Below are 24190 nucleotides of genomic sequence, written 5' to 3' on the forward strand. Positions count from 1 at the left end.
CATTCGTTCAGTTCGGCTGGGTTACTTGCCGACCTGTTTTTCCTTGATTTCGGCCAAGGTCTTGCAGTCTACACAGAGGTCCGCGGTTGGGCGGGCTTCCAGGCGACGAATACCGATCTCGACACCGCAGGATTCGCACCAGCCGTATTCTTCGTCCTTGATCAGCTGCAGGGTCTTGTCGATCTTCTTGATCAACTTGCGCTCGCGATCACGGGCGCGTAGTTCAAGGGCGAACTCTTCTTCCTGGCTGGCACGATCGGCCGGATCAGGGAAGTTGGCTGCTTCGTCCTTCATATGGTCAACCGTGCGGTCGACCTCCTGCATCAAGTCCTGTTTCCACTTGTTCAGGATTTTGGTGAAGTGGTCGCGCATGGGCTCGCCCATGTACTCCTCACCTTTCTTTTCTACGTAAGGTTCGAAGCCGTTGAGGCCTTGAGTCTGCTGTTGCTTTGCTTGGGTGGACATGAATAGACCGCCTCTCACTCTTCTAATCCATTGCGCAGGATTGCAACGTCACCGACACCTGCCGGCCCTGCGGCTGCAAGCGGGCGAACTTACCAGATAGATTCGGGGTGCGCCACTCCCGGTTGTCGAGGCCCACGGCAATGGGGTTGCAAACTACGACAGCCCGCCGTTGCTGGGTATGTATTGCCTCAGCTTTAGATTTTAGTCGTTTTGCAGGCACTTGCCGGAACGCCACATGCCGCCGGGCAGGCAATAGAACATGTTTTACGGCGCGGGTTCGGTAGAATCCAGATTTTGTCCTCACCGTTAAGGAAGGCTAATGGCTCAGCCCTACAGTGCGCGCAGTCGCGCCATCGAACCTTTTCATGTCATGGCATTGCTGGCGCGGGCCAATGAGCTGCAAGCCGCTGGTCATGACGTGATCCACCTGGAAATCGGCGAGCCGGATTTCACCACCGCCGAGCCGATCATCAAGGCCGGCCAGGCGGCTTTGGCCAACGGCAAGACGCGTTATACCGCCGCCCGCGGCTTGCCGGAACTGCGCGAGGCCATCAGCGGTTTCTACCAGCAGCGCTACGGGCTTAACGTGGACCCCGAGCGTATCCTGATCACCCCCGGCGGTTCCGGTGCTTTGCTGCTGGCCAGCAGCCTGTTGGTGGATCCGGGCAAGCACTGGTTGCTCGCAGACCCCGGTTACCCGTGCAATCGTCACTTCCTGCGGTTGGTGGAGGGCGCGGCCCAACTGGTGCCAGTCGGCCCCGAAGTGCGCTACCAGTTGACCGCCGACCTGGTGGCCAAGCACTGGAATCAAGACAGTGTCGGCGCGCTCGTGGCGTCCCCGGCCAACCCGACCGGGACGATCCTCACACGTGACGAATTGGCCGGGCTTTCCGCCGCCATCAAGGCGCGAAACGGCCACTTGGTCGTGGACGAGATTTACCATGGCCTCACCTACGGCACGAACGCGGCCAGCGTGCTGGAAGTCGACGACGAAGCATTTGTCCTGAATAGTTTTTCCAAGTATTTCGGCATGACCGGCTGGCGCCTGGGTTGGCTGGTGGCGCCCCCGGCCGCAGTGGGGGAATTGGAGAAACTGGCGCAAAACCTTTACATCAGTGCGCCAAGCATGGCCCAGCACGCGGCGTTAGCGTGTTTTACCCCGCAAACCCTGAGCATTCTTGAAGAACGTCGCGCTGAATTCGGCCGTCGTCGTGACTTCCTGCTGCCTGCCTTGCGCGAGTTGGGGTTTGGCATCGCCGTCGAGCCGGAAGGGGCGTTCTATTTGTATGCCGATATCAGCGCGTTTGGCGGTGATGCCTTCGCATTCTGTCGTCACTTCCTCGAAACCGAGCATGTGGCCTTTACCCCTGGCCTGGATTTTGGCCGCTTTAAAGCCGGTCATCATGTGCGCTTTGCCTACACGCAAAACCTCGACCGCCTGCAGGAGGCGGTGGAGCGAATCGCCCGTGGCTTACGGAGCTGGCAAGGCTGATGCGCTTTCATCCTCCTCTTGAAGAAGCCCGGCTGATTCGTCGCTACAAGCGCTTTCTCACCGATATCGAAACCGTCACCGGCGAGTTGCTGACCATTCATTGCCCCAACACCGGCTCGATGCTTAATTGCATGGTCGAAGGTGGGCAGGTCTGGTTCAGTCGCTCCAATGACCCCAAGCGCAAGCTCCCCGGCACGTGGGAAATTGCCGAAACGCCCCAGGGCCGACTTGCGTGCGTCAATACGGCACGCGCGAATCAGTTGGTCGAGGAGGCGTTGCGTGCGGGTGTAATCACCGAGCTCAATGGCTTTACCGCTTTGAAGCGCGAAGTGCCTTACGGTCAGGAGAAAAGCCGCATCGACTTTCGCCTGGACTATCCCGACGGTGCAGCCTACGTCGAAGTCAAAAGTGTAACCCTGGGTTTTGACGGTACTTCGATCGCCGCCTTCCCCGATGCAGTGACTCAGCGAGGCGCCAAGCATTTACGCGAGCTGGCCCACCTGGCGCGTGACGGTGTGCGTGCGGTGCAGTTGTATTGCGTCAATCTCTCGGGGATTGATGCCGTGCGCCCGGCGGTGGAGATTGATGCGGCCTATGCTGCGGCGCTGCGCGAAGCCAAAGCGGCAGGCGTGGAAGTGCTGGCCTATGGTGTGCGGGTGACCTGCGAAGAGATCTACGTGGACCGGCGACTGGACGTACTGCTCGACTAGAGTTCCACCCACAACCCCTGGGCGTCTTCGCGGCCGGGCAGGGCAGTAAGGCTTTGCCCGGCACACGGGCCGGCGATGCACTCGCCGCTCTCGATCAGGAACAGTGCGCCGTGGGTGGCACACTGGATCAGGCTGGCGCTGTCGTCGAGAAACCGGTTGGGCTGCCATTCCAGTGGGACGCCGCGATGGGGGCAACGGTTGATATAGAAGTAGGCAACACCGTCCCGGCGCACGGCCAACAATTTGCAACCATCGATTTCAAAGCCCAGGCTGCTGTCTGGCGCGAGGGTATCGGAGGAGCAGAGAAACTTCATTTCAATCCTTAAGTGCCTTGACGTTCAAATGCAAACAATTATCAAATGCCGGCTTCGCCCGTTAGCTGACCGGGCGCTCAATACGATGCGGGGCAGGGCATATCTGTCACATTGATGAGCGTTTGAGCGGCCCCGCCCTAGGAAGGAAACCCTGTTATGCGCCTGAGTGCCAGCGCTATTGCGCTTGTTGTCGGACTGCTGGTCAACCCTGGGGCTCAAGCCTCTGAACTGCCACAACGCTGGGTAAGTGCCGGCGGCGCGCTGTCGGAGTGGGTGATGGCCTTGGGCGGCGAGTCGAAGTTGGTGGGGGTGGATACCACCAGCCAGCATCCAGACGCCCTCAAGGCGTTACCGAGTATTGGCTACCAGCGGCAGCTGTCGGCTGAAGGCATCTTGAGCTTGCGCCCACAAGTGCTGGTAGGCACCGAAGAAATGGGCCCGCCGCCGGTGCTGGCGCAGATTCGCAGTGCGGGTGTGCAGGTGGAGATGTTCTCGGCGCAGCCTGACTTGCCGACGTTGAAGGGCAACCTTCAGCACTTGGGCAAGTTGCTGGGCACTGATGCCAAGGCCAACGAATTGTTTACCGGATATGAGCAGGCACTGGATCAGCAGAAACGCTGGGTTGCCAACGCTCAGTCCACCCAAAAGGCCCCCGGCGTATTGCTGTTGCTGGGGCATGCGGGCGGTAAACCACTGATTGCGGGCAAAGACACGGCGGCTGACTGGATGTTGCAGCAGGCGGGCGGGCGCAATTTGGCGACGCATACTGGCTACAAGCCGTTTTCGGTGGAGTCGTTGGCGGGGTTGAGCCCGGATGTGTTGGTGTTTGCTGATCGTGCTTTGAACGGGGATGCGGCGCGTGCTGCGCTGTTCAAAGAGAATCCGATCCTGGCTTCCACGCCGGCGGCCAAGAACGGGCGAGTGTTTGAGGTCGATCCCACGCTGCTGGTTGGCGGGCTTGGGCCGCGTATGCCACAAAGCCTGGCGGATCTGTCTGCCGGGTTCTATCCGTCCCAGACTAAGCCTGCCCCATGACCACGCTGGTCAAGCCGAAGACGCTGTTTGTTGGGCTGGCGCTGTTGTGTGTCTTGGCGATCTGGCTGTCGCTGGCGCTGGGCCCCGTCAGCTTGCCACTGCTGGACACACTTAAGGCCGCGTTGCGTTTGATGGGGCTGCCGATCGAGGCCCAGGGGTTGGAGCAGGCTGAGCTGATCCTGGGGCAGATCCGTTTGCCGCGCACGTTGCTGGGCTTAGCCGTCGGCGGTGTACTCGCCTTGTCGGGTGTGGCAATGCAGGGGTTGTTCCGCAATCCGCTGGCTGATCCAGGTTTGGTCGGGGTCTCCAGCGGCGCTGCGCTGGGGGCGGCGGTGGCGATTGTTGGTGGTTCGTTTTTCGGCGGTTTGCCGGATGCGTTCGGGCCCTATCTGCTGTCGTTCTGTGCATTCCTGGGTGGGCTGGGTGTAACTGCACTGGTCTATCGACTGGGGCGGCGTAACGGCCAGACCAACGTCGCGACCATGCTGCTCGCCGGCATTGCCCTCACAGCCCTCGCCAGTTCGGCGGTGGGTCTGTCTACCTACCTGGCCGACGACGCCACCCTACGCACCCTGACATTTTGGAACCTGGGCAGCCTCAATGGCGCCAGCTATTCGCGGTTATGGCCGTTGTTACTGGTGAGCGCGGGGGTGGCAATGTGGTTGCCGCGCCGAGCCAAGGCGTTGAATGCCTTGCTGCTGGGTGAGTCGGAGGCCAATCATCTCGGCATCGATGTGGAAGGGCTTAAGCGCGAGTTGGTTTTCTGCACGGCGTTGGGTGTCGGGGCTGCGGTGGCTGCCGCGGGCATGATCGGTTTTGTGGGGCTGGTGGTGCCGCATCTGGTGCGTTTGCTGGCGGGGCCGGACCATCGTGTGCTGTTACCAGCGTCGGTCCTCGCGGGTGCGAGCCTGTTGTTGTTTGCCGATCTGGTCGCGCGGCTTGCCTTGGCGCCGGCTGAGCTGCCGATCGGAATCGTCACTGCGTTCATCGGTGCGCCGTTTTTTCTTTACCTGTTATTGCGGGGGCGTGCCTGATGCTGCGTGTTGAAGACCTGCAGATCCGTCGCGGTCACAAAACTGTATTGGCAGATGTCACCCTCGACCTGTTGCCGGGTGAAGTGCTAGGGGTGCTGGGCCCCAACGGTGCGGGCAAGAGTACGTTGCTCGGTGGATTGTGCGGTGAGCTGCACCCCGACCAAGGCAAGGTGTGGTTGGATCAACGCCCGTTGAACGAGTGGAGTGGTGCGCAGCGGGCACAACGCCTGGCGGTATTGCCGCAAAGCTCGACGCTGGACTTTGCTTTCCGTGTCGAAGAGGTTGTCGGCATGGGCCGCTTGCCGCACCAGACAGGGCGAGTGCGCGATGACGAGATCATCGAGGCCGCCTTGCAGGCGGCAGATGTCGGCCACTTGAGCGGCCGCAGCTACCTGGCACTGTCCGGTGGCGAGCGTCAGCGGGTGCATCTGGCGCGGGTGCTGGCGCAGTTATGGCCGGGCGAGGCAGGGCAGACGTTGCTGTTGGATGAGCCGACGTCGATGCTGGACCCTTTGCATCAACACACCACCTTGCAGGCCATTCGCACCTTTGCCGACCGTGGGGCGGCGGTGCTAGTGATCCTTCACGACCTGAACCTGGCGGCGCGTTACTGCGATCGGATTCTGCTGCTGGAGGCGGGTCGGCCACACGCGTTGGATACGCCGGCGCAAGTGATGCAACCTGAACCGTTAAAGGCTGTATTTGGTCTGGATGTGCTCGTGCAGCCCCATCCGGAGCGTGGGCATCCACTGATCATTGCGCGTTGATTGTCCGTAGGCCGCTTTTTATAGATAAAAAAAGACCCGGCAAGAGCCGGGTCAAATAACCGTGATTAGCCTGATGAGGAGATAATCTGAGAGTCCGAACCAAGGGCCTTTCAGTTATCGGCTGATCTCGCGACCAGTTGTGATAATCATAACGATTCTCATTTGAGAGTCAACATTTGTTTTTGCATGTGCGCTGCGTTTTCTCAAACGCCTGTTTGCAATGCCTGTAAATGTTGGGGATTGTCGGCGCGCTAATTCTTCTGGCGTGCCGATAGCGCGTCCAATTGACGGTTCAAGGCTTCCTTGCGCTCGGCAGGAATGTCATTCCAGTGCACATCCATCAACGCCCCTTCGATGGCATACAACAGGACTTTCGAGGCACGAAACCCCCGCGTCCGGACGGCCCGGTACGCATCGACCGCACCCAGGCGGCGCAAGTCCGACGCACTGTGGATGCCCACCGCATGCAGCCACTGCGCTGACGTCTTGCCGAGGTTTTTCAGGTGTTGCAGCTCATCGTTCATCAAGCCTCCTTGCGACGGCCGAATGGTGCGGTGGGTATCGAAACCAGGCAAGCCTGAACAGGAGTGTAGCGCTCAGTAGGAAAAGCGTAGTTCTTTAGTCGGAAACGGCCTAAAGCTTATTGGCGTGGCGAGACCAGTCAGGTGGGAAGTCCCCGGTACGCCTGCGCGAAACCGGGGCTGGAGCAGAGGGTTTCAGCGGGTGCGGTAGCGCAGGCGAGTACCGAAATTAACCGACATGAGGATCTCATCGGCGGTCAGTTCGGGTGGGAAGTAGGTGCCGGAAATTTGTGCGTGGGCCAGGCTGGCGCCTTCCATTGGGCAGTCGCGCAGGTCCAGGCCGCGCAGGTCGGCGGAGCGGAAATAGGCGTCGGTAAAATCCACGCCGGTGGTATTCAGCTCACGCAAGTCCAATCCACGGAAGTCGCCACCGCGCATGTCGATGACGCCGTCTTTTGGGCGCTCTTGGTTGAAGCCTCGGATATCGTCTTTGTGCAGGAGCGAGTAAAGCGGAGTATCAAGAAGCTTGGGCTGACTCATGAAGGCGACTCCTGTTGGATTTATGACGCCATTATAGTGCCACTATTGCTTGACCGTGCCCCCTAAGCAGGCGACACGACCAAGAAATTTTTCTTACAGGCCGGGCAGGCGCTGACGAATATGCGCCACCAACGCGTCGAGGGTGCCACTTTCGTTCGTTTCGACGCGTTTACTGAGGCGCAATTCCTCGGCAGTCAGCGGGTCGCGATTGGCTTGCTGTTCTTCGATAATCGTCAGTGTCGCGTCGGAAGGATCGTTTTTGTCCGCCTGACGTTGCGCCAACCAGCTGGCGATAACGGCTTGCGGCGCATTGCAATCCAGGATCAGGAAGGGCGCGCCTGTGGCCTCAGCTACTTTAGCAGCAGCATCGCGTTGCTCGCGTTTCAGGAAAGTAGCGTCCAGCACCACTGGGTAACCGGCGCGCAGCACGGTGTCGGCAATTTCATTCAACCGTGCGTAGGTCGCTGCGCTGGCGTCGGCGGCATAGATGCCGGCTTGTGGCGTGTTCTCCACGTGTTGCTCGCCGAACAGGCGCTTGCGCTCCACGTCCGAGCGCAGGCGTACAGCGCCAAGGGCTTCAACCAAACGCATGGACACGTGGCTTTTACCGACGGCCGACACACCGTGGGTAATGGCCAGGAAACGCGAAGGAATGGTGCTATAGCTTTCCGCCAGGTTGGCGTAGTTGCGGTATTGGCGCAGGGTCGTGGCGCGTTGCACCGGGCTGGCTTCGCTTGGCATGCTGAACAGCGCGATTTTGGCGCGGACCAAGGCGCGATAGGCTTTATAGAAGTTCAGCACCTCCAGGCCCTGATAGTCGCCGGTCAGTTCCAGGTACTGGCTGATAAAGCGGCGCGCCAGGGACTTGAGGCCCCGGTCTTCAAGGTCCATGGCCAGGAAGCCGGTATCGGCATACACATCGGTGAAACGGAATGGCTCATTGAACTCGATGCAGTCGAAGATCACCACATGGCCATTGATCAACGTGGCGTTGCCTAAGTGAATATCGCCGTGGCATTCGCGGGTGAAACCGTCTGTTTTGCGCTGGGAGAACAGCGGCTTGAGGCGCTCGAAGCTGCTCTCGGCCCAGGCTTGCAGAGCGTCCAACTGAGCCAGGTCAGACTTGTCGCTCAGGAACGGACGGATCTGGTCGAAATTCTGGCGAACCGGCGCCATCACTTCATCCGGGGTACCTGCCGGGTGTTCTTGCGGGACTTTTGGCGCCGTGAGATGGAAGTGCGCGATTTGCTTGGCCATCTCATCGATGTGCGCACTGGTCAGTTCGCCGTTGGCTTGCAAGGTGCTGAGCAACTGGCTCTGCGGGAACTGGCGCATTTTCAGCGCGTATTCGATGACCGGGCCGTCACCGCCCAATTGCGGGGCTTCGGCACTGCCGGTAATCGGCAACACTTCAAGATACAAATCTTCGGTCAGGCGCTGGTTGAGGCGCAGTTCTTCGTTGCAGAAGTGCCCGCGCTTTTCCAGATCGGTGAAATCCAGAAACCCGAAGTTCATCGGCTTCTTCAGCTTATAGGCATACGGGCCGGTCAGGACGACCCAGGAAATATGGGTTTCGATGACTTGAAACGCTTCAACCGGGTGAGGGTATAAAGCCGGGTTTTGCAGGGCAGCGATCAGGGACTGGCTCACGGGCGATCCTTCAGAGTCTGGGGAAAAACATGGCGGGCATTATGGCCGCTACGAGCGGTCGTGCAAACCGCTGTCCGGCTCATGTTGATCATCGATAAAGTGCGTATAATCCGCCGCCATGACTCGAACTCGATCCCCCCGTTCCCGTAAAAAACCTCCTTCCCGCGGCCTGCGTCCTTGGCTGGGCTGGGCGCTCAAGCTCGGCCTGGTAGGCCTGGTGGTACTCGCTGGCTTTGCGGTGTACCTCGACGCTGTGGTGCAGGAGAAATTCTCCGGCAAGCGCTGGACCATCCCGGCCAAGGTGTACGCTCGCCCGCTGGAGTTGTTCACCGGCCAGAAGCTGAGCAAGGATGATTTTCTCACTGAACTCGACGCCTTGGGCTACCGCCGCGAACCCGTGAGTAACGGTCCCGGTGCCGCCGCCGTCAGTGGTAACACCGTCGACCTGAACACCCGTGGCTTCCAGTTCTACGAAGGCCTGGAAAAAGCACAGCCTGTGCGCGTGCGTTTCTCCGGCGATTACGTCGCCGAACTGTCGTCGCTCAACGGCTCCAAGTTGCCTGTGGTTCGCCTGGAACCGCTGATGATTGGCGGCATTTACCCAAAAAACCTGGAAGATCGCATCCTGATCAAACTTGATCAGGTGCCACCGTATCTGCTGGAAACGCTGGTCGCTGTTGAAGACCGCGATTTCTACCATCACTGGGGTGTTTCGCCGAAGTCGATTGCCCGCGCGGTCTGGGTGAATACCTCCGGCGGCAAGATGACCCAGGGGGGCAGTACGCTGACGCAACAATTGGTCAAGAACTTCTACCTGACCAACGAGCGCAGCCTGACCCGCAAGCTCACCGAAGCTATGATGGCGATGCTGCTGGAGCTGCACTACAGCAAGCAGGAAATCCTTGAGGCGTACCTCAACGAGGTATTCGTCGGTCAGGATGGCCAGCGAGCGGTACATGGTTTCGGCTTGGCCAGCCAGTTCTTCTTTGGTCAGCCGCTGTCCGAACTGAAGCTGCACCAGGTCGCACTGTTGGTGGGCATGGTCAAGGGACCTTCCTACTACAATCCGCGCCGCAATCCTGAGCGTGCGCTTGAGCGCCGTAACCTGGTGCTCGATGTGCTTGAGCAGCAAGGCGTCGCCACGGCTGAACAAGTCGCCGCAGCCAAGAAAATGCCACTTGGTGTAACAACCCGCGGCAAGCTGGCAGACAGCTCCTTCCCGGGCTTTATCGACCTGGTCAAACGCCAGTTGCGTGAAGACTACCGCGACGAAGACTTGACTGAAGAAGGCCTGCGGATTTTCACCAGTTTTGACCCGATCCTGCAGATGAAGGCCGAAGCGTCGGTCAACGACACCTTTAAACGTCTGACAGGCCGTAAAGGCTCGGACGAAGTCGAAGCGGCCATGGTGGTGACCAACCCGGAAACCGGTGAAGTGCAGGCGATGATCGGCAGTCGCCAAGCCAGCTTTGCCGGCTTCAACCGCGCGCTGGATGCGGTGCGGCCGATCGGTTCACTGGTCAAGCCAGCGGTTTACCTGACCGCCCTGGAAAAACCGAGCAAGTACACGCTGACCAGTTGGTTGTCGGATGACCCGCTGTCGGTCAAAGGTGGCGATGGTCAGGTGTGGACGCCGCAGAACTTCGATCGGCGTTCTCACGGCACAGTGTTCCTGTATCAGGGTATTGCCCACTCCTACAACATTTCCACGTCGCGACTCGGCCTTGAAGTCGGTGTACCGAATGTCCTCAAGACCATTGCGCGGCTGGGCGTCACTCGTGAGTTCCCGGCGTTCCCATCGATTCTGCTGGGCGCTGGCGCGATGACCCCCATGGAAGTCGCGACCATGTACCAGACTCTCGCCAACGGTGGCTTCAATACGCCGATGCGCGGGATTCGCAGCGTGTTGACCGCCGAGGGCGAGCCGCTCAAGCGCTACCCGTTCCAGATTCAGCAGCGTTTCGACGCAGGCTCCATCTACCTGATCCAGAACGCCATGCAGCGCGTTATGCGTGAAGGTACCGGGCGCTCGGTCTACAGCGTGCTGCCGGCGAACCTGACATTGGCAGGCAAGACCGGTACCAGTAACGATTCGCGTGACAGCTGGTTCGCTGGTTTCGGCCAGGATGTGCTGGCAGTGGTGTGGCTGGGGCGCGACGATAACGGCAAGACGCCATTCACCGGTGCTACCGGTGCGCTGCAGGTCTGGACCAGCTTCATGCGCAAAGCCGACCCGCTGCCGTTGAACATGCCGCAGCCGGACAACATCGTGCAGGCCTGGATTGATCCGCACACGGGCCAGGGCTCCGATGCCAACTGTCCGGGCGCGGTGCAGATGCCGTATATTCGCGGCAGCGAACCGCCACCCGGCGCCGCATGCGGTGGCAGTGCCCCCGCTGACGCGGAATCGGTGATGGATTGGGTCAAGGGCTGGATGAATTAAGCAAAGAGGGTTTCAAGTGAACAAGTGGTTGTTTCCAGCTATTACAGCTCTGGCTTTGCTCAGCGGTTGCTCCAGCGTGCAGCGCGGTTCCATTCCCGTGGTGGACTCGAGTACAGCCGTCTCCAATAACGACCGGATCTCGGCCAATGGCGGTTTCCGCCAGACCGTAACCAATCGTCCTGCCCAGGCCAAGCCACAAGCCATGCCGCAGGATTCGGGCGTGGTGGTAATGGTGCCAGGCAGTGGGGCTGCGACATCAGCTCCGATCAGCGCCGAGCCGTGGACTCCTGGGCCAAGCAACTCCGGCCCGATCGATACCGCGCCGATCCAGACCGCGCCGATCAACCAGGGCACCTACAACATGCCATCGACGCCGAGTGGCATTCCATCGTCGTCCAGCAGCGGCGGCCTTTCGGCTGACGAGCAACTGGATGGCCCGGTGCTGGCTTTGTTGACCACTGCCCAGCAACAGCAGGCGGGCGGTGATTTGAACGGCGCCTCGTCGAGTCTCGAACGTGCCCAGCGCGTTGCGCCGCGTGAGCCGCAAGTGCTGTATCGCCTGGCTCAAGTACGCATGGCTCAAGGTGACGCTCCCCAGGCCGAACAATTCGCCCGTCGCGGCTTGTCTCTCGCCAACGGCCGTCCCGACCTGCAAGCCAGCCTGTGGGCGTTGATTGGTGACGCTCGTGCCGCACAAGGTGATGCCGCCGGCGCAGCCCAGGCGCGTCAAAAAGCCAAGGTCAGCCTCTGATGGATGCACGGTTTCCTGCGATTGCCGAACAATTATTGCTGATTGAGCGCGAATTGCGCGTGCAGGGCTGGTGGGACGACGTGTCCCCCAGCGTCGAGGCGCTCAGCAGTGTCGAGCCGTTTTCGGTGGATACCCTGGATTTTCACCAGTGGCTGCAATGGATATTCCTGGTCCGCATGAAGCAGATCCTCGAACAGGACCTGCCATTGCCCAATGCGTCAGGCATCCTGGAGATGGCCGAGATGGTCTATGCCGACCGCCCGCAAGAGAGCCTTGGCTTGCGTAACGCGCTGAAAAAGTTCGACCAATTGATCGTCGACGCTCGTTAATTGCCTGACTGCCGGTTTTTCCGGCAGTCTTGCGCATATTTCTACCGCTTGACGACATTCAGGCGAGTTTTATCCCTCCTCAAAGCCCTTTCTCCTACGTTCTCATGCGCTTAGTTGGAAAAAAGCGCAATTATTGCTTGACTTGAAGGGCCTGAAACAGAAGAATCCAAAGTCCGCTGTATCGGGACTGCCAGAAGCAGGCCCGCTCAGCAGATCATGAGGCGCACATCCGCGCCGACCTGTTACACCCGCAACGCGTTACCTCGCGCTGGGTGGGAAAAGCCCGCAACACTTGGGACGATCCCAATACTTGCTCAGTCAGTGCTGACGTAGTCGGCGACCACCGTCGCTCATGCTCTGTTGAGAAGTAAACCTATTAAGACCCGTCGGTTTTCAACGGACGGTATTCTGGCGTTTTAGAGGTGAACAACGTGGAGCTTTTATCTGGTGGTGAGATGCTCGTCCGCTTTTTGCGTGACGAAGGCGTCGACTATATCTACGGGTACCCAGGTGGTGCTCTGCTGCATGTCTACGACGCACTGTTCAAGGAACCGGCTGTTACCCACATCCTGGTTCGCCACGAACAGGCTGCGACCCATATGGCTGACGGTTATGCCCGTGCCACCGGTAAAGCCGGCGTGGTACTGGTGACGTCCGGCCCAGGCGCAACGAATGCCATTACCGGCATCGCGACTGCGTATATGGACTCCATCCCGATGGTGATCATTTCCGGCCAGGTGCCCAGCACCATGGTGGGTACCGATGCATTCCAGGAAACCGACATGATCGGTATTTCCCGGCCGATCGTGAAACACAGCTTCATGATCAAGCATCCGTCGGAAATCCCGGAAGTCATGAAAAAGGCGTTCTACCTCGCACAGTCCGGTCGCCCGGGTCCTGTCGTGGTCGACGTGCCGAAAGACATGACCAACCCGGCGGAAAAATTTGAATACATCTTCCCGAAGAAGGCCAAGCTGCGTTCCTACAGCCCGGCCGTTCGTGGGCACTCGGGGCAAATCCGCAAGGCGGCAGAAATGCTCCTGGCGGCCAAGCGTCCTGTGCTGTACTCGGGCGGTGGCGTCATTCTGGGCGGCGGTTCTGCGCCTTTGACCGAACTGGCCAAGCTGCTCAATCTGCCGGTGACCAACACCTTGATGGGCCTCGGTGCCTTCCCGGGTACAGACCGTCAGTTCGTGGGCATGCTCGGCATGCACGGCAGCTACACCGCCAACCTGGCGATGCACCACGCCGACGTGATCCTGGCAGTGGGCGCGCGTTTCGACGACCGGGTAATCAATGGCGCGAGCAAGTTCTGCCCGAATGCCAAGATCATTCACATCGACATCGACCCGGCGTCCATCTCCAAGACCATCAAGGCCGATGTGCCGATCGTAGGTCCTGTGGAAAGCGTGTTGACCGAAATGGTTGCTGCGCTCAAGGACATTGGCGAGACCCCAAACAAGGAATCCGTTGCCAGTTGGTGGAAGCAGATCGACGAATGGCGCGGTGACCGCGGCCTGTTTCCTTATGACAAGGGCGACGGCAGCATCATCAAGCCACAAACCGTAATCGAGACCCTGTGCGAAGTGACCAAGGGCGACGCCTTTGTGACCTCAGACGTGGGCCAGCACCAGATGTTCGCCGCGCAGTACTACAAGTTTGATAAGCCTAACCGCTGGATCAACTCCGGTGGCCTGGGCACGATGGGCTTTGGTTTCCCTGCAGCCATGGGTGTGAAACTGAGCTTCCCGGACACCGACGTCGCGTGCGTCACCGGTGAGGGCAGCATCCAGATGAACATCCAGGAACTGTCGACGTGCCTGCAGTACGGTCTTCCGGTGAAGATCGTCTGCTTGAACAACGGCGTGCTGGGCATGGTTCGTCAATGGCAGGACATGAGCTACAACAGCCGTCACTCCCATTCCTACATGGAATCGCTGCCGGATTTCGTGAAATTGGTTGAAGCCTATGGCCATGTCGGCATTCGCATCACTGATTTGAAAGATCTGAAGCCGAAGATGGAAGAGGCGTTCGCCATGAAGGACCGCCTGGTGTTCATCGATATTCAGGTGGATACCAGCGAGCACGTCTACCCGATGCAGATCAAAGACGGCTCTATGCGCGATATGTGGCTGAACAAGACGGAGCGTACCTAATCATGCGGCACATTATCTCCCTGCTTCTGGAGAACGAGCCCGGCGCTCTGTCTCGTGTTGTCGGCTTGTTTTCGCAACGCAACTACAACATCGAAAGCCTGACGGTGGCCCCGACCGAAGACCCGACCCTGTCGCGCCTGACGTTGACTACGGTTGGCCACGATGAGGTGATCGAACAGATCACCAAGAACCTCAACAAGCTGATCGAAGTGGTCAAGCTGGTCGACCTGTCGGAAAGTGCCCACATTGAGCGCGAGCTGATGCTGGTTAAAGTCAAGGCTACGGGTGCCCAACGTGCCGAGATCAAGCGCACGACCGACATCTATCGCGGGCAGATCGTCGATGTGAGCGCCAGCGTTTATACCGTTCAACTGACCGGTACGAGCGACAAGCTGGACAGCTTCATCCAGTCGATCGGGACGGCCTCGATTCTGGAAACGGTACGCAGTGGTGTCACCGGGATTGCCCGTGGCGACAAAGTACTCAGCATCTAACCCAAATTAGCGAATGGCCTCACGGCCTGGATATATAGAGGAACCTCATGAAAGTTTATTACGATAAAGATTGTGACCTGTCGATCATCCAGGGCAAGAAAGTCGCCATCATCGGCTACGGCTCCCAGGGGCACGCCCAAGCGTGCAACCTGAAAGATTCCGGCGTTGACGTAACTGTTGGCCTGCGTAAAGGCTCGGCCACTGTTGCCAAGGCTGAAGCCCACGGCCTGAAAGTGACTGACGTCGCTTCCGCCGTTGCTGCTGCCGACCTGGTCATGATCCTGACCCCGGACGAGTTCCAGTCTTCGCTGTACAAGAATGAAATCGAGCCGAACATCAAAAAAGGCGCCACCCTGGCCTTCTCCCACGGCTTCGCGATTCACTACAACCAGGTTGTGCCGCGCGCCGACCTCGACGTGATCATGATCGCGCCGAAAGCACCGGGCCACACCGTGCGTTCCGAGTTCGTCAAAGGTGGCGGTATCCCTGACCTGATCGCGATCTACCAGGACGCATCGGGCAACGCCAAGAACGTAGCATTGTCCTACGCCGCGGGCGTTGGTGGCGGTCGTACCGGCATCATCGAAACCACCTTCAAGGACGAGACTGAAACCGACCTGTTCGGCGAACAAGCCGTTCTGTGCGGCGGTACCGTTGAGTTGGTAAAAGCCGGTTTCGAAACCCTGGTTGAAGCTGGCTACGCGCCGGAAATGGCCTACTTCGAATGCCTGCACGAACTGAAGCTGATCGTTGACCTCATGTACGAAGGCGGTATCGCCAACATGAACTACTCGATCTCCAACAACGCCGAGTACGGCGAGTACGTGACTGGCCCGGAAGTCATCAACGCCGAGTCCCGTCAGGCCATGCGCAACGCCCTGAAACGTATTCAGGACGGCGAATACGCCAAAATGTTCATCAGCGAAGGCGCTACCGGCTACCCTTCGATGACCGCCAAGCGTCGTAACAACGCCGCTCACGGTATCGAAGTCATCGGCGAGCAACTGCGCTCCATGATGCCGTGGATCGGTGCCAACAAGATCGTCGACAAAGCCAAGAACTAAGTCGTACGCATCAAGGGAAAACGCGGCTTAGGCCGCGTTTTTTCGTTTGGGGGGCGTGTTCTGGTATAAAGCTGCATCGTTTGCTGGCGAACACTCGCCGCAAGTATCTGTCGAATTTTTTCACACAGTTGCAAGGTAAAGTCCATGAGCGAACGTCCCGAAGAGCCAAGCCCGGCTCCTGACGCCGAAAGCCTGCTGCCGATCGATGAACATGTCGAAGAAGGGCATGACGCGGAAGGCCGCAAGGTCCGGCATCGTGGCATCTATCTTTTGCCCAACCTTTTCACCACGGCGAACCTGTTTGCCGGGTTCTACTCCATCATCAACTCCATGAGCGCCCAAAGCGCGTTGGCGGCAGGTGATGCGGCGAATGCCAGCAAGTATTTCGGTTTTGCTGCTATCGCCATCTTTGTCGCCATGGTGCTCGATGGCCTTGACGGTCGTGTCGCGCGCATGACCAATACGCAAAGTGCCTTTGGTGCCGAGTACGACTCATTGTCGGACATGGTTGCGTTCGGTGTGGCGCCTGCATTACTGGCTTTCGCCTGGGCGTTGGGTGATATGGGCAAGGTCGGTTGGATGGTTGCCTTCATCTATGTCGCAGGTGCAGCTTTGCGTCTGGCGCGCTTCAATACCCAGGTGGGGACCGCCGACAAGCGCTACTTCATCGGGCTGGCCAGCCCTGCGGCGGCAGGTGTGGTGGCAGGTATTGTCTGGGCATTCAGCGATTACGGCATTCAGGGTTCGAAGATGTCGTTCCTGGTGGCCTTGATGGTGGCAGCAGCCGGCATGCTGATGGTCAGCAATATCAAGTACAACAGCTTCAAGGAGCTGGACCTGAAGGGGCGTGTACCTTTTGTGGCTATCCTGGCAGTGGTTCTGGTGTTCGCCGTAGTGTTCAGCGATCCGCCTCGCATTCTGTTGCTGGCGTTCCTGGTTTACGCTGCTTCGGGGCCGGTTCAATACTTGTTGCATCTGCGCCGCGACAAAACATTGCCTTAATGTAATTTCCCCCATACTCCGCAGTCTATTGGTGCATCAGTTCTCCAATGCTGCGGAGTTGCCATGTTAATCAAATTGCCTAAAGCGTCCGATTGCCACGAATCGGATGTCACCCCTGAATCCTTCTATCTCTCTCGCCGTAGCTTGCTCGGCGGTGCGCTTGCCGGTATCGCAGCCAGCAGCTTGCCGCGTTGGGCGAGTGCTGACGAAGCCTCGCGTTATGCCGATGTCGAAGCGGGCAGGGCGCCGGGCTGGTTTACCGAGAAGTTGTCAGGCACCAAATGGCAGGCGGTCACGGTGAAGGACGAAGCCATCACGCCGTTCAAGGATGCGACCCACTACAACAACTTCTATGAGTTCGGTACAGGCAAGGGCGACCCGGCGACGAATGCGGGCTCCCTCAAAACCGAGCCTTGGAGCGTTGTGATTGATGGCGAGGTCGCCAAGCCAGGCCGTTATGCCCTGGAAGACTTCATGAAGCCTTATCAATTGGAAGAGCGGATCTACCGTCTGCGCTGTGTCGAGGCGTGGTCGATGGTTATTCCGTGGATCGGTTTTCCGATCTCGGCGTTGCTCAAACAGGTTGAGCCGACTTCCAAGGCCAAATACATTCGTTTTGAAACGCTTCAGGATCCAAAGAGCATGCCGGGGCAGCGTTCAAGTTTTGGCTTGATCGATTGGCCTTATGTAGAGGGGCTGCGTCTGGATGAAGCGATGAACCCTTTGGCGATCCTGGCGGTGGGGATGTACGGGCGCGAATTGCCTAACCAGAATGGTGCGCCGCTGCGGTTGGTCGTGCCGTGGAAGTATGGCTTCAAGAGTGTGAAGTCCATTGTCCGTATCAGCCTTGTAAGCGAGCAGCCGAAAACCACCTGGCAGAGCATTGCAGCGGACGAGTATGGTTTTTACGCGAATGTGAACCCTACGGTCGACCACCCGCGTTGGACTCAGGCGCGGGAGCGTCGTCTACCGAGTGGGCTGTTCAGTCCCAATGTGCGTGAGACGCAGATGTTCAATGGCTATTCGGATGAGGTGGCGTCTCTTTATACCGATCTCGATCTGCGGAAGAACTACTGATGCGCTTCCCGATCTGGCGCATTGGCGTCTTTATAGCGGCGGCGGTATGGCCGTTGTTCTGGCTATATGAAGCTTGGAGTTCTGTCCTGGGGCCGGATCCGGGCAAGGTGTTGGTTGATCGACTGGGTCTTGGCACGCTGATTCTATTGTTGATCACCCTGACAATGACGCCGTTGCAGAAGCTCAGTGGCTGGGCGGGGTGGATAGCGGTACGCCGTCAACTCGGGTTGTGGTGCTTTGCTTATGTTGTGCTGCATCTGGCTGCTTATTGTGTGTTTGTGCTGGGGCTGGATTGGTCGCAGTTGGGTGTTGAGTTGCGCAAGCGGCCTTACATTATTGTCGGGGCGTTGGGTTTCCTGTCGCTGTTGGTGCTGGCGGTGACGTCGAATCGTTACAGTCAGCGCCGGTTGGGCAGCCGTTGGAAGAAACTGCACCGGCTGGTGTATGGGGTTCTGGGGCTTGGGTTGCTGCATATGCTGTGGATCGTGCGGGCGGATCTGAAGGAGTGGGCTATCTATGCTTTTATAGGTGCGCTTCTCTTGGTGCTGCGGATACCGCCGGTCATGCGGCGAATCCCTCGTCTTATTGCGAAAAAACCAGTTTCTGCAACAAAAGCGTAATTAAGGGTTGACGACGGATTCCAGACGTCTATAATTCGCCCCACTTCCGGCGCAGTCGAAACGGAAAACTCCTTGGTAAACAATGAGTTATGTAGGTTTCGGCAGCGGGTTGCTTCAGTTTATCGAAGCCAAAAGGGAGTTGAAAAAGAGGTGTTGACAGCAGCGTGTAACGCTGTAGAATTCGCCTCCCGCTAACGAGAGATCGAAGGCGCAAGTGGTTGAAGTTGTTGAAGAATTCTTCGAAAACTTCTGAAAATAATCACTTGACAGCAAATGAGGCTGCTGTAGAATGCGCGCCTCGGTTGAGACGAAAGATCTTGACCAACCGCTCTTTAACAACTGAATCAAGCAATTCGTGTGGGTGCTTGTGGAGTCAGACTGATAGTCAACAAGATTATCAGCATCACAAGTTACTCCGCGAGAAATCAAAGATGTAACCAACGATTGCTGAGCCAAGTTTAGGGTTTCTTAAAAACCCAAAGATGTTTGAACTGAAGAGTTTGATCATGGCTCAGATTGAACGCTGGCGGCAGGCCTAACACATGCAAGTCGAGCGGTAGAGAGAAGCTTGCTTCTCTTGAGAGCGGCGGACGGGTGAGTAATGCCTAGGAATCTGCCTGGTAGTGGGGGATAACGTTCGGAAACGAACGCTAATACCGCATACGTCCTACGGGAGAAAGCAGGGGACCTTCGGGCCTTGCGCTATCAGATGAGCCTAGGTCGGATTAGCTAGTTGGTGAGGTAATGGCTCACCAAGGCGACGATCCGTAACTGGTCTGAGAGGATGATCAGTCACACTGGAACTGAGACACGGTCCAGACTCCTACGGGAGGCAGCAGTGGGGAATATTGGACAATGGGCGAAAGCCTGATCCAGCCATGCCGCGTGTGTGAAGAAGGTCTTCGGATTGTAAAGCACTTTAAGTTGGGAGGAAGGGCAGTTACCTAATACGTGATTGTTTTGACGTTACCGACAGAATAAGCACCGGCTAACTCTGTGCCAGCAGCCGCGGTAATACAGAGGGTGCAAGCGTTAATCGGAATTACTGGGCGTAAAGCGCGCGTAGGTGGTTTGTTAAGTTGGATGTGAAATCCCCGGGCTCAACCTGGGAACTGCATTCAAAACTGACTGACTAGAGTATGGTAGAGGGTGGTGGAATTTCCTGTGTAGCGGTGAAATGCGTAGATATAGGAAGGAACACCAGTGGCGAAGGCGACCACCTGGACTAATACTGACACTGAGGTGCGAAAGCGTGGGGAGCAAACAGGATTAGATACCCTGGTAGTCCACGCCGTAAACGATGTCAACTAGCCGTTGGAAGCCTTGAGCTTTTAGTGGCGCAGCTAACGCATTAAGTTGACCGCCTGGGGAGTACGGCCGCAAGGTTAAAACTCAAATGAATTGACGGGGGCCCGCACAAGCGGTGGAGCATGTGGTTTAATTCGAAGCAACGCGAAGAACCTTACCAGGCCTTGACATCCAATGAACTTTCTAGAGATAGATTGGTGCCTTCGGGAACATTGAGACAGGTGCTGCATGGCTGTCGTCAGCTCGTGTCGTGAGATGTTGGGTTAAGTCCCGTAACGAGCGCAACCCTTGTCCTTAGTTACCAGCACGTAATGGTGGGCACTCTAAGGAGACTGCCGGTGACAAACCGGAGGAAGGTGGGGATGACGTCAAGTCATCATGGCCCTTACGGCCTGGGCTACACACGTGCTACAATGGTCGGTACAGAGGGTTGCCAAGCCGCGAGGTGGAGCTAATCCCATAAAACCGATCGTAGTCCGGATCGCAGTCTGCAACTCGACTGCGTGAAGTCGGAATCGCTAGTAATCGCGAATCAGAATGTCGCGGTGAATACGTTCCCGGGCCTTGTACACACCGCCCGTCACACCATGGGAGTGGGTTGCACCAGAAGTAGCTAGTCTAACCTTCGGGAGGACGGTTACCACGGTGTGATTCATGACTGGGGTGAAGTCGTAACAAGGTAGCCGTAGGGGAACCTGCGGCTGGATCACCTCCTTAATCGACGACATCAGCTGCTCCATAAGTTCCCACACGAATTGCTTGATTCATTGAAGAAGACGATAAGAAGCAGCCCGAAATTGGGTCTGTAGCTCAGTTGGTTAGAGCGCACCCCTGATAAGGGTGAGGTCGGCAGTTCGAATCTGCCCAGACCCACCAATTTTGTGTGGGAAACGCCTGTAGAAATACGGGGCCATAGCTCAGCTGGGAGAGCGCCTGCCTTGCACGCAGGAGGTCAACGGTTCGATCCCGTTTGGCTCCACCACTACTGCTTCTGAAAGTTTTGAAAGCTTAGAAATGAGCATTCCATCGGGTTGATGATGAATGTTGATTTCTAGTCTTTGATTAGATCGTTCTTTAAAAATTTGGGTATGTGATAGAAAGATAGACTGAACGTTACTTTCACTGGTAACGGATCAGGCTAAGGTAAAATTTGTGAGTTCTCTTAATTGAGAAATTCGAATTTTCGGCGAATGTTGTCTTCACAGTATAACCAGATTGCTTGGGGTTATATGGTCAAGTGAAGAAGCGCATACGGTGGATGCCTTGGCAGTCAGAGGCGATGAAAGACGTGGTAGCCTGCGAAAAGCTTCGGGGAGTCGGCAAACAGACTTTGATCCGGAGATGTCTGAATGGGGGAACCCAGCCATCATAAGATGGTTATCTTGTACTGAATACATAGGTGCAAGAGGCGAACCAGGGGAACTGAAACATCTAAGTACCCTGAGGAAAAGAAATCAACCGAGATTCCCTTAGTAGTGGCGAGCGAACGGGGACTAGCCCTTAAGTGGCTTTGAGATTAGCGGAACGCTCTGGAAAGTGCGGCCATAGTGGGTGATAGCCCTGTACGCGAAAATCTCTTAGTCATGAAATCGAGTAGGACGGAGCACGAGAAACTTTGTCTGAATATGGGGGGACCATCCTCCAAGGCTAAATACTACTGACTGACCGATAGTGAACTAGTACCGTGAGGGAAAGGCGAAAAGAACCCCGGAGAGGGGAGTGAAATAGATCCTGAAACCGTATGCGTACAAGCAGTGGGAGCCTACTTGTTAGGTGACTGCGTACCTTTTGTATAATGGGTCAGCGACTTATTTTCAGTGGCGAGCTTAACCGAATAGGGGAGGCGTAGCGAAAGCGAGTCTTAATAGGGCGTCTAGTCGCTGGGAATAGACCCGAAACCGGGCGATCTATCCATGGGCAGGTTGAAGGTTGGGTAACACTAACTGGAGGACCGAACCGACTACCGTTGAAAAGTTAGCGGATGACCTGTGGATCGGAGTGAAAGGCTAATCAAGCTCGGAGATAGCTGGTTCTCCTCGAAAGCTATTTAGGTAGCGCCTCATGTATCACTGTAGGGGGTAGAGCACTGTTTCGGCTAGGGGGTCATCCCGACTTACCAAACCGATGCAAACTCCGAATACCTACAAGTGCCGAGCATGGGAGACACACGGCGGGTGCTAACGTCCGTCGTGAAAAGGGAAACAACCCAGACCGTCAGCTAAGGTCCCAAAGTTATGGTTAAGTGGGAAACGATGTGGGAAGGCTTAGACAGCTAGGAGGTTGGCTTAGAAGCAGCCACCCTTTAAAGAAAGCGTAATAGCTCACTAGTCGAGTCGGCCTGCGCGGAAGATGTAACGGGGCTCAAACCATACACCGAAGCTACGGGTATCACGTAAGTGATGCGGTAGAGGAGCGTTCTGTAAGCCTGTGAAGGTGAGTTGAGAAGCTTGCTGGAGGTATCAGAAGTGCGAATGCTGACATGAGTAACGACAATGGGTGTGAAAAACACCCACGCCGAAAGACCAAGGTTTCCTGCGCAACGTTAATCGACGCAGGGTTAGTCGGTCCCTAAGGCGAGGCTGAAAAGCGTAGTCGATGGAAAACAGGTTAATATTCCTGTACTTCTGGTTATTGCGATGGAGGGACGGAGAAGGCTAGGCCAGCTTGGCGTTGGTTGTCCAAGTTTAAGGTGGTAGGCTGAGATCTTAGGTAAATCCGGGATCTTAAGGCCGAGAGCTGATGACGAGTTAACTTTTAGTTAACGAAGTGGTTGATGCCATGCTTCCAAGAAAAGCTTCTAAGCTTCAGGTAACCAGGAACCGTACCCCAAACCGACACAGGTGGTTGGGTAGAGAATACCAAGGCGCTTGAGAGAACTCGGGTGAAGGAACTAGGCAAAATGGCACCGTAACTTCGGGAGAAGGTGCGCCGGTGAGGGTGAAGGACTTGCTCCGTAAGCTCATGCCGGTCGAAGATACCAGGCCGCTGCGACTGTTTATTAAAAACACAGCACTCTGCAAACACGAAAGTGGACGTATAGGGTGTGACGCCTGCCCGGTGCCGGAAGGTTAATTGATGGGGTTAGCTAACGCGAAGCTCTTGATCGAAGCCCCGGTAAACGGCGGCCGTAACTATAACGGTCCTAAGGTAGCGAAATTCCTTGTCGGGTAAGTTCCGACCTGCACGAATGGCGTAACGATGGCGGCGCTGTCTCCACCCGAGACTCAGTGAAATTGAAATCGCTGTGAAGATGCAGTGTATCCGCGGCTAGACGGAAAGACCCCGTGAACCTTTACTATAGCTTTGCACTGGACTTTGAATTTGCTTGTGTAGGATAGGTGGGAGGCTTTGAAGCGTGGACGCCAGTTCGCGTGGAGCCATCCTTGAAATACCACCCTGGCAACTTTGAGGTTCTAACTCAGGTCCGTTATCCGGATCGAGGACAGTGTATGGTGGGTAGTTTGACTGGGGCGGTCTCCTCCTAAAGAGTAACGGAGGAGTACGAAGGTGCGCTCAGACCGGTCGGAAATCGGTCGTAGAGTATAAAGGCAAAAGCGCGCTTGACTGCGAGACAGACACGTCGAGCAGGTACGAAAGTAGGTCTTAGTGATCCGGTGGTTCTGTATGGAAGGGCCATCGCTCAACGGATAAAAGGTACTCCGGGGATAACAGGCTGATACCGCCCAAGAGTTCATATCGACGGCGGTGTTTGGCACCTCGATGTCGGCTCATCACATCCTGGGGCTGAAGCCGGTCCCAAGGGTATGGCTGTTCGCCATTTAAAGTGGTACGCGAGCTGGGTTTAGAACGTCGTGAGACAGTTCGGTCCCTATCTGCCGTGGACGTTTGAGATTTGAGAGGGGCTGCTCCTAGTACGAGAGGACCGGAGTGGACGAACCTCTGGTGTTCCGGTTGTCACGCCAGTGGCATTGCCGGGTAGCTATGTTCGGAATAGATAACCGCTGAAAGCATCTAAGCGGGAAACTAGCCTCAAGATGAGATCTCACTGGAACCTTGAGTTCCCTGAAGGGCCGTCGAAGACTACGACGTTGATAGGTTGGGTGTGTAAGCGCTGTGAGGCGTTGAGCTAACCAATACTAATTGCCCGTGAGGCTTGACCATATAACACCCAAGCAATTTGACTACTCTAACGAGCATCAGATTGCGGTGTGTGAAGATGATACGAACCGAAAGTTTGATATCTCACAAAACACCGATCTGTCACATACCCAATTTGCTGAAGCGAGGCCATCAGGTCACGACTCAGTACCCGAATTTCTTGACGACCATAGAGCATTGGAACCACCTGATCCCATCCCGAACTCAGCAGTGAAACGATGCATCGCCGATGGTAGTGTGGGGTTTCCCCATGTGAGAGTAGGTCATCGTCAAGATTAAATTCCAGAACCCCTGTTTGC

At 57.0% G+C, this 24190-nt stretch carries 19 protein-coding genes, 2 tRNA genes and 3 rRNA genes; 19 read left to right on the forward strand and 5 right to left on the reverse strand.

Annotation, left to right across the window (positions count from 1 at the left end; all coding sequences use genetic code 11):
* Positions 1-21 precede the first annotated feature (21 nt).
* Positions 22-465, reverse strand: a complete 444-nt coding sequence (gene dksA, locus AB4O08_RS16900) for an RNA polymerase-binding protein DksA (RefSeq protein ID WP_010206570.1) — start codon at positions 463-465, stop codon at positions 22-24.
* 319 nt (positions 466-784) lie between these two features.
* Between dksA and AB4O08_RS16905 the strand changes: the two genes are divergently transcribed.
* Together AB4O08_RS16905 and sfsA are read left to right on the forward strand one after the other, a co-directional pair.
* A complete protein-coding gene (locus tag AB4O08_RS16905; protein WP_460114231.1) occupies positions 785-1957 on the forward strand; it encodes a pyridoxal phosphate-dependent aminotransferase in 1173 nt (390 codons plus the stop codon).
* Positions 1957-2667 carry a DNA/RNA nuclease SfsA gene (sfsA, locus tag AB4O08_RS16910; RefSeq protein ID WP_069673168.1) on the forward strand — a complete coding sequence of 237 codons (711 nt, stop codon included), beginning with the start codon at positions 1957-1959 and terminating at the stop codon, positions 2665-2667. Before AB4O08_RS16905 ends, sfsA begins: the two co-directional genes overlap by 1 nt.
* Here the strand turns inward: sfsA and AB4O08_RS16915 are convergent.
* Positions 2664-2981 carry a Rieske (2Fe-2S) protein gene (locus AB4O08_RS16915; RefSeq protein ID WP_010206567.1) on the reverse strand — a complete coding sequence of 106 codons (318 nt, stop codon included), beginning with the start codon at positions 2979-2981 and terminating at the stop codon, positions 2664-2666. The two genes, sfsA and AB4O08_RS16915, sit on opposite strands and share 4 nt — an antisense overlap.
* Positions 2982-3137: 156 nt before the next feature.
* Here AB4O08_RS16915 and AB4O08_RS16920 point away from each other — a divergent pair, with 156 nt between their 5' ends.
* Genes AB4O08_RS16920 through AB4O08_RS16930 form a run of 3 tightly spaced genes read left to right on the forward strand, consistent with a single transcriptional unit; the run spans position 3138 to position 5817 of the window.
* Positions 3138-4016: a heme/hemin ABC transporter substrate-binding protein gene (locus AB4O08_RS16920; protein WP_010206566.1), complete on the forward strand. Its 879-nt coding sequence runs from the start codon at positions 3138-3140 to the stop codon at positions 4014-4016.
* The gene (locus AB4O08_RS16925) at positions 4013-5050 is read left to right on the forward strand and encodes a FecCD family ABC transporter permease (RefSeq protein WP_460114232.1); all 1038 of its coding nucleotides are present in this window, start codon (positions 4013-4015) and stop codon (positions 5048-5050) included. The genes AB4O08_RS16920 and AB4O08_RS16925 overlap by 4 nt, the downstream gene beginning before the upstream one ends.
* Positions 5050-5817, forward strand: coding sequence for a heme ABC transporter ATP-binding protein (locus AB4O08_RS16930; protein ID WP_010206564.1), 768 nt, complete (start codon positions 5050-5052; stop codon positions 5815-5817). Before AB4O08_RS16925 ends, AB4O08_RS16930 begins: the two co-directional genes overlap by 1 nt.
* A gap of 251 nt (positions 5818-6068) precedes the next feature.
* On the opposite strand, the gene AB4O08_RS16935 is transcribed toward AB4O08_RS16930, so the two are convergent.
* From AB4O08_RS16935 to AB4O08_RS16945, 3 genes are all read right to left on the reverse strand, one after another.
* Complete coding sequence (locus tag AB4O08_RS16935) at positions 6069-6341, reverse strand: TfoX/Sxy family protein (protein WP_010206563.1); 273 nt, start codon at positions 6339-6341, stop codon at positions 6069-6071.
* A gap of 192 nt (positions 6342-6533) precedes the next feature.
* Positions 6534-6878: a pentapeptide repeat-containing protein gene (locus AB4O08_RS16940; protein WP_010206561.1), complete on the reverse strand. Its 345-nt coding sequence runs from the start codon at positions 6876-6878 to the stop codon at positions 6534-6536.
* A 93-nt stretch (positions 6879-6971) separates the two neighbouring features.
* Positions 6972-8528: a bifunctional aminoglycoside phosphotransferase/ATP-binding protein gene (locus tag AB4O08_RS16945; RefSeq protein WP_044287888.1), complete on the reverse strand. Its 1557-nt coding sequence runs from the start codon at positions 8526-8528 to the stop codon at positions 6972-6974.
* Between the two features lie 118 nt (positions 8529-8646).
* Here AB4O08_RS16945 and mrcB point away from each other — a divergent pair, with 118 nt between their 5' ends.
* From mrcB to rrf, 14 genes are all read left to right on the forward strand, one after another.
* A complete protein-coding gene (mrcB, locus tag AB4O08_RS16950; RefSeq protein WP_010206558.1) occupies positions 8647-10971 on the forward strand; it encodes a penicillin-binding protein 1B in 2325 nt (774 codons plus the stop codon).
* Positions 10972-10987: 16 nt separating this feature from the next.
* Positions 10988-11722, forward strand: a complete 735-nt coding sequence (locus tag AB4O08_RS16955; protein WP_042570832.1) for a tetratricopeptide repeat protein — start codon at positions 10988-10990, stop codon at positions 11720-11722.
* A complete protein-coding gene (locus AB4O08_RS16960) occupies positions 11722-12051 on the forward strand; it encodes a YqcC family protein (RefSeq protein ID WP_021492878.1) in 330 nt (109 codons plus the stop codon). The genes AB4O08_RS16955 and AB4O08_RS16960 overlap by 1 nt, the downstream gene beginning before the upstream one ends.
* A gap of 431 nt (positions 12052-12482) precedes the next feature.
* On the forward strand, positions 12483-14207 hold the full coding sequence (locus AB4O08_RS16965) for an acetolactate synthase 3 large subunit (protein ID WP_010206555.1): 1725 nt from the start codon (positions 12483-12485) through the stop codon (positions 14205-14207).
* 2 nt (positions 14208-14209) lie between these two features.
* A complete protein-coding gene (gene ilvN / locus AB4O08_RS16970; RefSeq protein WP_003176102.1) occupies positions 14210-14701 on the forward strand; it encodes an acetolactate synthase small subunit in 492 nt (163 codons plus the stop codon).
* A 47-nt stretch (positions 14702-14748) separates the two neighbouring features.
* Positions 14749-15765 carry a ketol-acid reductoisomerase gene (gene ilvC, locus AB4O08_RS16975; RefSeq protein ID WP_003194132.1) on the forward strand — a complete coding sequence of 339 codons (1017 nt, stop codon included), beginning with the start codon at positions 14749-14751 and terminating at the stop codon, positions 15763-15765.
* 144 nt (positions 15766-15909) lie between these two features.
* Positions 15910-16767: a CDP-diacylglycerol--serine O-phosphatidyltransferase gene (pssA, locus tag AB4O08_RS16980; protein WP_042570830.1), complete on the forward strand. Its 858-nt coding sequence runs from the start codon at positions 15910-15912 to the stop codon at positions 16765-16767.
* A gap of 63 nt (positions 16768-16830) precedes the next feature.
* Positions 16831-17844 (forward strand): protein-methionine-sulfoxide reductase catalytic subunit MsrP, encoded by a 1014-nt coding sequence (gene msrP / locus AB4O08_RS16985; RefSeq protein WP_010206553.1) that lies wholly within the window; start codon positions 16831-16833, stop codon positions 17842-17844.
* Positions 17844-18464 (forward strand): protein-methionine-sulfoxide reductase heme-binding subunit MsrQ, encoded by a 621-nt coding sequence (gene msrQ, locus AB4O08_RS16990; RefSeq protein WP_010206552.1) that lies wholly within the window; start codon positions 17844-17846, stop codon positions 18462-18464. The genes msrP and msrQ overlap by 1 nt, the downstream gene beginning before the upstream one ends.
* 488 nt (positions 18465-18952) lie before the next feature.
* Positions 18953-20489: ribosomal RNA gene (locus AB4O08_RS16995) — 16S ribosomal RNA — on the forward strand.
* 82 nt (positions 20490-20571) lie between these two features.
* A tRNA-Ile gene (locus AB4O08_RS17000) sits at positions 20572-20648 on the forward strand.
* Between the two features lie 30 nt (positions 20649-20678).
* Positions 20679-20754: transfer RNA gene (locus tag AB4O08_RS17005), tRNA-Ala, on the forward strand.
* Between the two features lie 249 nt (positions 20755-21003).
* Positions 21004-23894 (forward strand): 23S ribosomal RNA (locus AB4O08_RS17010).
* Positions 23895-24050: 156 nt separating this feature from the next.
* A 5S ribosomal RNA gene (gene rrf, locus AB4O08_RS17015) occupies positions 24051-24166 on the forward strand.
* Together the 16S, 23S and 5S rRNA genes with 2 tRNA genes alongside form the textbook arrangement of a ribosomal RNA operon.
* The last annotated feature ends 24 nt before the right edge of the window (positions 24167-24190 follow it).

The sequence above is a fragment of the Pseudomonas sp. H3_E07 genome (genome assembly GCF_054668895.1).

Coding starts and splice junctions, on each gene's coding strand:
- dksA (WP_010206570.1), bottom strand. CDS start 465: ATGTCCACCCAAGCAAAGCAACAGCAGACTCAAGGCCTCAACGGCTTC.
- AB4O08_RS16905 (WP_460114231.1), top strand. CDS start 785: ATGGCTCAGCCCTACAGTGCGCGCAGTCGCGCCATCGAACCTTTTCAT.
- sfsA (WP_069673168.1), top strand. CDS start 1,957: ATGCGCTTTCATCCTCCTCTTGAAGAAGCCCGGCTGATTCGTCGCTAC.
- AB4O08_RS16915 (WP_010206567.1), bottom strand. CDS start 2,981: ATGAAGTTTCTCTGCTCCTCCGATACCCTCGCGCCAGACAGCAGCCTG.
- AB4O08_RS16920 (WP_010206566.1), top strand. CDS start 3,138: ATGCGCCTGAGTGCCAGCGCTATTGCGCTTGTTGTCGGACTGCTGGTC.
- AB4O08_RS16925 (WP_460114232.1), top strand. CDS start 4,013: ATGACCACGCTGGTCAAGCCGAAGACGCTGTTTGTTGGGCTGGCGCTG.
- AB4O08_RS16930 (WP_010206564.1), top strand. CDS start 5,050: ATGCTGCGTGTTGAAGACCTGCAGATCCGTCGCGGTCACAAAACTGTA.
- AB4O08_RS16935 (WP_010206563.1), bottom strand. CDS start 6,341: ATGAACGATGAGCTGCAACACCTGAAAAACCTCGGCAAGACGTCAGCG.
- AB4O08_RS16940 (WP_010206561.1), bottom strand. CDS start 6,878: ATGAGTCAGCCCAAGCTTCTTGATACTCCGCTTTACTCGCTCCTGCAC.
- mrcB (WP_010206558.1), top strand. CDS start 8,647: ATGACTCGAACTCGATCCCCCCGTTCCCGTAAAAAACCTCCTTCCCGC.
- AB4O08_RS16960 (WP_021492878.1), top strand. CDS start 11,722: ATGGATGCACGGTTTCCTGCGATTGCCGAACAATTATTGCTGATTGAG.
- ilvN (WP_003176102.1), top strand. CDS start 14,210: ATGCGGCACATTATCTCCCTGCTTCTGGAGAACGAGCCCGGCGCTCTG.
- ilvC (WP_003194132.1), top strand. CDS start 14,749: ATGAAAGTTTATTACGATAAAGATTGTGACCTGTCGATCATCCAGGGC.
- pssA (WP_042570830.1), top strand. CDS start 15,910: ATGAGCGAACGTCCCGAAGAGCCAAGCCCGGCTCCTGACGCCGAAAGC.
- msrP (WP_010206553.1), top strand. CDS start 16,831: ATGTTAATCAAATTGCCTAAAGCGTCCGATTGCCACGAATCGGATGTC.
- msrQ (WP_010206552.1), top strand. CDS start 17,844: ATGCGCTTCCCGATCTGGCGCATTGGCGTCTTTATAGCGGCGGCGGTA.